Annotated in this window: 7 protein-coding genes; 3 read left to right on the forward strand and 4 right to left on the reverse strand. The window is 74.0% G+C overall.

Features of this window, described 5'->3' with window-relative positions:
* Positions 1-15 precede the first annotated feature (15 nt).
* On the reverse strand, positions 16-1,128 hold the full coding sequence (locus tag H1A17_RS16495; protein WP_145920893.1) for a mandelate racemase/muconate lactonizing enzyme family protein: 1,113 nt from the start codon (positions 1,126-1,128) through the stop codon (positions 16-18).
* 43 nt (positions 1,129-1,171) lie between these two features.
* Here H1A17_RS16495 and H1A17_RS16500 point away from each other — a divergent pair, with 43 nt between their 5' ends.
* Complete coding sequence (locus H1A17_RS16500) at positions 1,172-1,969, forward strand: tyrosine-protein phosphatase (RefSeq protein ID WP_194822268.1); 798 nt, start codon at positions 1,172-1,174, stop codon at positions 1,967-1,969.
* 12 nt (positions 1,970-1,981) lie between these two features.
* On the opposite strand, the gene H1A17_RS16505 is transcribed toward H1A17_RS16500, so the two are convergent.
* The 3 genes from H1A17_RS16505 to H1A17_RS16515 form a co-directional block, all read right to left on the reverse strand.
* A complete protein-coding gene (locus H1A17_RS16505) occupies positions 1,982-2,833 on the reverse strand; it encodes a serine hydrolase (protein ID WP_194822269.1) in 852 nt (283 codons plus the stop codon).
* 206 nt (positions 2,834-3,039) lie between these two features.
* Positions 3,040-4,908, reverse strand: a complete 1,869-nt coding sequence (gene typA, locus H1A17_RS16510; RefSeq protein WP_145920890.1) for a translational GTPase TypA — start codon at positions 4,906-4,908, stop codon at positions 3,040-3,042.
* 391 nt (positions 4,909-5,299) lie between these two features.
* Positions 5,300-7,432, reverse strand: a complete 2,133-nt coding sequence (locus H1A17_RS16515; protein ID WP_145920889.1) for an efflux RND transporter permease subunit — start codon at positions 7,430-7,432, stop codon at positions 5,300-5,302.
* A gap of 148 nt (positions 7,433-7,580) precedes the next feature.
* Between H1A17_RS16515 and H1A17_RS16520 the strand changes: the two genes are divergently transcribed.
* Positions 7,581-8,096, forward strand: coding sequence for a MarR family winged helix-turn-helix transcriptional regulator (locus H1A17_RS16520; protein ID WP_145920888.1), 516 nt, complete (start codon positions 7,581-7,583; stop codon positions 8,094-8,096).
* 5 nt (positions 8,097-8,101) lie between these two features.
* A partial coding sequence (locus H1A17_RS16525; RefSeq protein ID WP_194822270.1) for a CocE/NonD family hydrolase occupies positions 8,102-9,154 on the forward strand: 1,053 nt, incomplete at its 3' end.

A 9,154-nucleotide genomic window follows, 5' to 3' on the forward strand; every position in this document is an offset into this window, starting at 1 on the left:
AGAAAACTGCGATCATCAACCTCGGCGCTGAATCTTTGTTTCGGTCACCGCGGTTTCGGTCACCGCGGTGATGCCGAGCCCCGGCGCGTCCGGCAGCACCACCGTGGCACCCTCGTACCGCAGCCCGCCGCGCACCGGTGACCGGGCCAGCCACCAGGCGGCGTCCAGGTCGGACACGGCGCTGGTCCGGTAGGCGGCGGCCAGGCTGGCCGCCGCGCCGACCCCGACCTGAGTCTCCATCATGGACCCGACGAGGGTGCCCAGCCCGTGTTCCCGGGCCAACTCCAGCAGGGTCCGCGCCGGGCGTAGGCCGCCGCACTTGGCGAGCTTGACGTTGACCAGGTCGGCCGCCCGCCGCCGGATCACCGCGACCAGGTCCCGCACCCCGAACACCGCCTCGTCGGCGAGGATCGGCACGTCCACCCGGTCGGCGACCCAGGCCATGCCGTCCAGGTCCCACCGGGCCACCGGTTGCTCGACCAGCTCCACGTCGAGCCCGGCGTCCTCGACGCCCCGGATCACCCGGACCGCCTCCCGGGGCGTCCACCCCTGGTTGGCGTCCAACCGCAGGCGCACCTGCGGGCCGACGGCCGCCCGGACCGCACGGACCCGTTCCAGGTCACCCGCCGGGTCGGTGCCGACCTTGAGCTTCAGCACGTCGAAGCCCTCGTCGCGTCGCTGCCGGGCGGCCACCGCCAGGTCCGCGCCGGCCCCGGCGGCCAGCGTGACGTCCGTCGGCACCCGCAGCGCCGTCCCACCGAGCAACCGCACCAGGGGTACGCCGAGCCGCCGTGCCGCCAGGTCGTGCAGCGCCACGTCCAGCGCGGCGCGGGCCGCCTCGTTGCCGGCCACCGCCGCCGCGACCTCGGCGCAGCGGGCCAGCACGTCGTCGGCGTCCCGGCCGACCACCGCCGGGGCGAGCACGTCGCGGACACAGGACTCCGCGCCGGCCACCGACGCCCCGGTGACCTGCCACACCTGCGGGGCCTCGCCGAAGCCGGACCGCCCGTCGGCGTCGGTCACCTCCGCCACCAGGGTCTCCACCGTGGTGGTGCGGCGCAGCGCGGTGACGAACGGGGTGTGCAACGGCGCGGACAGCCGGTGGGTGCGTACCACGGCGATCGTCATGTGCGGCACCCTATACGCACGTCGTCACCGAAGGAGCGCGCCGATGACCGTGGCAAGCTGGACGCTGGTGGGTGCGCCGAACGCCCGTGACCTGGGCGGACTGCCCACCCGTGACGGCCGGCGGGTACGCCCCGGCCGGCTGATCCGCACCCCGGCGCTGGGCCGGTTGACCGAGACCGACCTGACGGTGCTGGGCCGGCTCGCCCCGGCCTGCGTGGTGGACCTGCGGGACGACACCGAGACGGCGTTCGCCCCGCCGAACCGGCTGGTCGGTGACCCGTGCCTGGTCCGGTTGCCGGTGCTCGACCCGGCGCACCCCGGGTTCGGCTACCTGTCGGCGCTGCTGCTCGGTCACGACCTCACCGGCCACGACGAGGCGGCCCGGCGGGGTGCGGCGGTGGCGATGGCGGAGCTCTACCGGTGGTTCGTCGGCGGTGCGGCGGCCCGGGAGGGGTTCGCCCGCGCGGTGCGGCTGGCGGCCGATCCGGGCAACCTGCCGTTGCTGTTCCACTGCTCGGCGGGCAAGGACCGTACCGGGTGGCTGGCGGTGGTGCTGCTCACCGCGCTCGGCGTCGACGAGGAGACGGTCCGGGCCGACTACCTGCGGCACAACGCGTTGACGGTGGAGCTGCGCGCGGAGGCGTCGGCGGCGATGCTGCGGCGGCGGCCGGAGCTGGACCCGGAGACGGCCCGGGCGGTGCTGGAGGTGCGCCCCGAGTACCTGGACGCCGGCCTCGACGAGGTGCGCCGGCGGCACGGGTCGTTCGACGCGTACCTGGCCGACGGGTTGGGGGTGACCCCGCAGATCCGGGCCGCCCTGCGGACCCACCTGCTGGACTGACCGCCGCGCCGGTCAGCCGGTGAGGTCGTGCCGGGCGGCCCAGGCCGTCGCGGAGACCTCCGCCAGCAGCCGGCAGGCGTCGGAGTCGTCGGGGGTGGCGGTGGGGTCGGTGGTGGTGCAGACGGCGATCACGTAGGCGGGAGCGTCGTCGGGCAGGACCACGCCGGCGCTGTGCCGTACGCCGCGTACCCAGCCGTTCTTGTGGGCGATCCGGGTGCCGGCGGGCAGCCCGGCGGCGAGATCGTCGCGGTGGCGCTGGTCCAGCAGCACGTCGACCATGGCGGCGCAGGCCGCCGGGGAGGCCAGCGGGCCGGGCCGGTGCGCGCCGACGGCCAGCCCGCCGAGCAGGGCCGCCAGGTCGGCGGGGGTGACCAGGTTGGTGATGCCGGCCTCCCGGGCTGCGGCGTCCTCGATGCCCCGGCCGGTGACGCTGTGCCGGGCCCCGGCGAGCCGCCACGCCTCGGCGACGGCGGGCAGGCCGAGGAGTTCGATGATCAGGTTGGTGGCGAGGTTGCTGGACCGGGTGATCATCCGGTCGGCCAGCCAGCGCGGGGTGGCCCGCCCGCCGAGCCGTTGCCAGACCGCGTCGTCGTTGTCGTAGGGGCGGGCGCAGGTGAACCGGGGCGCGTCCGGCCGGGCCGAGGTGAAGTCGTTGACCACCGGCACCGGGGCGTCCAGGTCGAGGGCGTCGGCTTCGGCGGCCCGGTGCAGGGCCAGCAGCACCGCCACCTTCATGGTGCTGGCCGCGTAGTGGGTGGCGTCGGGGGTGCGGGTCCAGGTGGGTGGGGCGTCGGGTCGGCCCAGGTACGCCGAGACGGTGCCGGGCACCCGGTCCAGCCGGGCGTCGAGGTCATCCCAGGTCATGCCCGTGACGCTAGCCGAATTCGGTCCATCGGAACGGCCCGGCGGCCCTCGGGAGGGTGCAGCCGGGTGGGTCGGCGGCTCCCGGGGGACAGCCGGGGCGGGGCCGGTTGCGCCCCGGGGTGGGGACGGGCGGAGCCCCGGTCCGGGTGAGGCGGACCGGGGCTCCGGGTGAGGCGGGGTGGGGCAACGGATGCGACCCGGGTGGGTCAGCCGGCGTGCTTGCGGCGGGCGGCCATCCGGCCGCGCTGGGTCTGGTCCAGCACCACCTTGCGGATGCGTACGGCGACCGGGGTTACCTCGACGCACTCGTCCTCGCGGCAGAACTCCAGCGCCTGCTCCAGGGAGAGCTTGCGCGGGGGGATCAGCTTCTCGGTCTCGTCGGAGGTCGAGGCCCGCATGTTGGTGAGCTTCTTCTCCTTGGTGATGTTGACGTCCATGTCGTCGGAGCGGGAGTTCTCCCCGACGATCATGCCCTCGTACACCTCGGTGGTGGGCTCGACGAAGAGCTGGCCGCGCTCCTGAAGGTTGATCATCGCGAACGGGGTGACCACGCCGGAGCGGTCGGCCACCAGCGACCCGTTGTTGCGGGTACGCAGCTCACCGAACCACGGCTCGTAGGACTCGAAGACGTGGTGCAGGATGCCGGTGCCCCGGGTGTCGGTGAGGAACTCGGTACGGAAGCCGATCAGGCCGCGCGCCGGCACCAGCCACTCCATCCGGATCCAGCCGGTGCCGTGGTTGACCAGCTGCTCCATCCGACCCTTGCGGGTGGCCAGGAGCTGGGTGATCGCGCCCAGGTACTCCTCGGGGGCGTCGATGGTCAGCCGCTCGACCGGCTCGCAGGTCTTGCCGTCGATCTCCTTGGTGACGACCTGCGGCTTGCCGACGGTCAGCTCGTAGGACTCGCGGCGCATCTGCTCGACCAGGATGGCCAGGGCCAGCTCGCCCCGGCCCTGCACCTCCCAGGCGTCCGGCCGCTCGGTGGGCAGGACCCGCAGCGACACGTTGCCGATCAGCTCCTTGTCGAGCCGGTCCTTGACCATCCGGGCGGTGACCTTGGCGCCCTTGACCCGGCCGACCAGCGGCGAGGTGTTGGTGCCGATGGTCATCGAGATGGCCGGCTCGTCCACGGTGATCAGCGGCAGCGGGATCGGGTTCTCCGCGTCGGCCAGGGTTTCCCCGATCATGATCTCGGGGATGCCGGCGACGGCGATGATGTCGCCGGGCCCGGCCGAGTCGGCCGGCTTGCGCTCCAGGCCCTCGGTCATCAGCAGCTCGGAGATGCGGACCCGCTGGGTGCTGCCGTCGGTGCGGCACCAGGCCACCGTCTGGCCCTTGCTGATGGTGCCCTGACGCACCCGGCACAGCGCCAACCGGCCGAGGAACGGCGAGGCGTCCAGGTTGGTGACGTGCGCCTGGAGCGGGGCGTCCTCGTCGTAGGAGGGCGGCGGGATGGTGTCGAGCAGGGTCCGGAACAGCGGCTCCAGGCTGGTGCTGTCGTCGGGCACCGAGCCGTCGGCGGGCTGGGTCAGCGAGGCGATGCCGTCGCGGGCGCAGGCGTAGACGATCGGGAAGTCGATCTGCTCCTCGTCGGCGTCCAGGTCGAGGAAGAGTTCGTAGGTGTCGTCCACGACCTCCTTGATCCGGGCGTCGGGCCGGTCCACCTTGTTGATCACCAGGATGATCGGCATCCGCGCCTTGAGCGCCTTGCGGAGCACGAACCGGGTCTGCGGCAGCGGGCCCTCGCTGGCGTCGACCAGCAGCACCACCCCGTCGACCATGGTCAGGCCCCGCTCGACCTCGCCGCCGAAGTCGGCGTGGCCGGGGGTGTCGATGATGTTGATGGTGACCGGGTCGGAGCCGTCCGCCGGGAGGTAGCGCACGCCGGTGTTCTTGGCCAGGATGGTGATGCCCTTTTCCCGTTCGAGATCCATCGAGTCCATGACGCGCTCGGTGTTCTCACCACGGGCCCCGTAGGCGCCGGCCTGCCGCAACATGGCGTCGACCAGGGTCGTCTTGCCGTGGTCGACGTGGGCGATGATGGCGACATTGCGGAGGTCGGTGCGAAGCTGCATACCCTCCATACTCCTGTCTGCGGTTGCCGGGGCAGGTGTCGGGGTCGTCCCGTCACCGCCCGGATCTGTGCCGGAACTGCTGTTCCGGCCGTGCCAGCAGCGGGTCTGCGGATCCCTACCGGCGGGCCGGTCGGCCCGGGGCCGGCCGGGCACCTGGTCGTCGCGACGGTCACCGCGGCCGAGGCCGCAGTGATCTTCGGTCTGTCGGTGCCGGGGGTGTCGACCCTGCTGGTCGGTCTCCTAGCGTACGCGGGCCCGTGCGGGTCCGTCCGGGCACTGCTCCCGGTGACCGGAGCGGCCGTGACGGGCGACACGTCCACCGGGGGTACGCCGACGGCCGGGGGCCCCCACTGGTGCAGGTGGGGACCCCCGACCGGGTCGGAGGGGCGGGTCAGTCCCGGGCGGCGACGGCCGGCGCGGGCGTGGCCGCCCCGGCGTCGTCGTCGGCCTCCCGGTCGATCCGTCCCGGCCACCAGAACCGGTCGCCGAGCAGGAACGCCAGCGCCGGCACCAGCACGGTACGCACCAGCAGTGTGTCGAGCAGCACGCCGATGCACACGATGATCCCGATCTGGGTCAGCAGGATCAGGGGCAGCACGCCGAGGACGGCGAAGACCGCGGCGAGCAGGATGCCGGCGCTGGTGATCACCCCACCGGTCACCCGCAGGGCGGAGAGCATGCCGTCGCGGGTGCCGGCCCGGCGGGCGTCCTCCCGGGCCCGGGTGACCAGGAAGATGTTGTAGTCGACGCCGAGCGCGACGAGGAACACGAAGGCCAGCAGGAGCACCCCGCTGTCCAGCGCGGGGAAGTCCAGCACGTGGTCGAAGAGCAGCCACGCCGCGCCGAGGCTGGCGAAGAAGGACGCGATGACGGTGAGCACCAGCAGCAGCGGGGCGAGCAGGCCGCGCAGCAGCAGCACCAGCACGGCGAAGACGAGCACCAGGATGATCGGCAGGATCAGCCGCAGGTCCCGGGTGTTGGCCTCGTCGGAGTCGTAGGTGGCCGCGACGGTGCCGCCGACGAGCGCCCCGTCGGCGGGGTCGGCACCCGCGACGGTCGGCGGCGCGGAGCCGGGTACGGCGGCCACCGCGTCGCGCAGCGCCCCGATGGTGCGGTCGGAGGCCGGGCTGCCCGGTTCGTCGGTCAGCACCACGTCGACCTGGGCGACGGCGGTGCCGGCCACGCCGGGCCGGGCGGAGGCGACCCCGGGGACGGCGGCGGCGGTCCGGGTGACCTCGGCGGCGGCGGCCGGGTTGGTGAGCACCGCCACCGGTTGGGTGGTGCCGGCGGGGAAGGCGCGGGCCAGCGTCTCGGCTCCGGCGACCGCCTCGGGCTTGACCCGGAACTGTTCGGTCTCGGACAGCCCGGTGCGCAGGGTGAGCCCGCCGAGGGCGAGGCCGGCGAGCAGCAGGGTGGACAGCACGGCGACCGGCAGCGGGCGGCGGACCACGGCGACGCCGAGCCGGCCCCACAGCTTGCCCTCCCGGGCGGGGCCGCCGACCCTGGGCACGAACGGCCAGAACAGTCCCCGGCCGAAGATGACCAGCACGGCGGGCAGCACGAACAGCGCGGAGAGCATGGCGAACACGACGCCGGTGGCGCAGGCCACGGCGAGCGCCCGGTTGGTCTCCTGCTCGGACAGCAGCAGGGTGAGCACGCCGAGCACGACGGTGCCGCCGCTGGCGAGGATCGGTTCGGCGGTCCGGCGGACGGCGGCGCGCATGGCGGCGAACCGGTCCTCGTCGCGGCGCAACTCCTCCCGGTAGCGGGCGATGAGCAGCAGGGCGTAGTCGGTGGCGGCGCCGAAGACCAGCACGCTGGCGATGCCGGTGACCGCGCCCTCCTGGAGGTTGATGCCGACGGCCGGAACGATGGTGTCGACGGCCCGCAGGGTGAGCTGTTCGGTGGCGGCGACGACGATCAGCGGCACGATCCACAGGAACGGGCTGCGGTAGGTGATCAGCAGCAGCAGGGCGACCACACCGGCGGTGACGGCGAGCAGGGTGATGTCGGCGCCCTCGAAGACCTTGGTCAGGTCGGCGGTGAACGCGGGTGCGCCGGTGACCGCGGCGGTGAGCCCGTCGGGCAGGCCGGTGAGGCTGTCGCGGACCTTCGCCACCTCGTCGGCGACGGCCTGCTGGCCGCCGGCGGTGTCCAGCGGGACGGCGAGCAGCGCGACGGTGCCGTCGGGGGAGACCTGGGGTGGGCTGACCTGGCCGCCGACGGCGAGCCGGCCCAGCGCGCCGGAGCGGTCGGTGACGGCGGCCCGGTCGGCGTCGGTCAGCGGGCTGCCGTCGTCCCGGCTGACCACGACGATCGCCGGTTGGACGTCGCTGTCGGGTAGTTGGTCCTGGAGGCGTTCCACCTGGGTCGACTGCCACTGCACGGACAGGCCGGTGGCCGAGACGGGGGCGGGGTTGTCGGGCTTGGGGAGCCCGAAGACGACCGCGCCGACGACGATCGCGGCGGCCACGGTGAGCCAGGCGGCGAGCCGGCTGCGGGCGACGCGGGTGAACAGAGACATCGGAGGCCCTCGTGGTCTGTCGGTGGGAACGCGGACAGGAAGATAACCCGTCCTTCGAGTATCTTGATAGCCGAGATTATCGGCAGCTGTTCTATGCTGCAACCGGGCACAGCGACAGGGGGCAACGGCGGGCGTGGCAACGCACGGGATGTATCGGCGGCGGGACGACCCGCGCGGGCGGATGGTGGCCGACATCACCAACGACCTGCGGCGGTACTCGGTCGACGCGCAGCACATCGGGCACGCGTTCGCCGGCCTGCACGGGCTCAACCCGACCGACCTGCACGCCCTGATCGCCGTCATGGACGCCGAACTGCTCGGCGACCCGATCACCCCCGGCCGGCTCGGCGAACAGCTCAACCTCTCCTCCGGGTCGGTGACCGCGCTGGTCGACCGGCTGGAACGCGCCGGGCACATCCGCCGGGACCGGGACACCGCCGACCGGCGCAAGGTGTTCCTGCACTACGCCGACCAGGGGGCCGCCCTGGCGATGAGCTTCTTCGGCCCGCTCGGCCGGCGTACCGACGACGTGATGGCCCGGTTCACCGACGACGAGCTGGCCGTCGTGCACCGGTTCCTGGCGGCCATGGTCGCCTCGATGCGGGAGCACCGCGACGCCATGCGGGCCGCCCGCGCCGAACCGTCCCGCCGCCCGGCGGACTGAGCGCCGTGCCGGACCGGTCGCTCGCCCGCCTCGCCGCCGCCGTGCTGCGCCTGCCGGCCGCCGCCACCCACCGGGTCGACGTCACCCGGGGCATCGCGGTCCGGGCCCGCGACGGGGCGCGGCTGCGCACCGACCACTACGCCCCCCGGCTGCCCGGCGCGCCGACCGTGCTGATCCGCACGCCGTACGGGCGGGGCGGGCCGATGCGGCTGCTCGGCCGGCTCGTCGCCGGTCGCGGCTTCCACCTGGTGCTCCAGTCCTGCCGGGGCACCGACGGCTCCGACGGGCTGTTCGACCCGCTGGTGCACGAGCGCGACGACGGGCTGGACACCGTCGACTGGCTGCGCCGGCAACCCTGGTACGGCGGCCGGTTCGGCATGTTCGGGGCCAGCTACCAGGGTTTCGTCCAGTGGGCGCTGGCCGCGGACGCGGGGGAGGAACTGGCCGCGATGGTCGCCGTGGTCACCGCCTCGGCCACCCGCGACTCGACGTACGCGGGGGAGTCCTTCGCCCTGGACACGGTGCTCACGTGGGCCGAGCTGCTCCAGGCGCAGACCGTGCCGTGGCTGGCCCGGCAGTGGGAACTCAAGCGCGGGCAGCCCCGGCTGGCCGCCGCCCTGGCCCACCTGCCGCTGGCCGAGGCCGACCGGGTGGCGACCGGGGTGACCGTGCCGTTCTTCCAGGAGTGGCTGCGCCACCACACGCCGGACGCCGACTACTGGCGGACCCGGGTCTTCGGCGCGCGGATCGCCGAGGTGCGCGCCCCGGTGACGATGGTCAGCGGCTGGCAGGACATCTTCCTCCCCACCCAGCTCGCCGACCACGCCGCGCTGCGGGCGGCGGGCGTGCCCACCCGGCTCACCGTCGGCCCATGGACGCACGGCAGCCCCGGCCTGCTGGCCGAGTCGCTGCGGGAGGGGCTGGACTGGCTCGACGCCCACCTGCACGGCCGACGGCACGGTGGCGCTGTCCGCCTTCGCGCAGAGCACCGGCTACGTGATCGCCGCGCTCGGCCCGCTGCTCGTCGGGGTGCTCTACGAGGCGACCGGCGGATGGAC

Source organism: Micromonospora sp. S-DT3-3-22 (assembly GCF_015354745.1).
In the GTDB taxonomy this organism is placed as follows: domain Bacteria; phylum Actinomycetota; class Actinomycetes; order Mycobacteriales; family Micromonosporaceae; genus Micromonospora; species Micromonospora wenchangensis.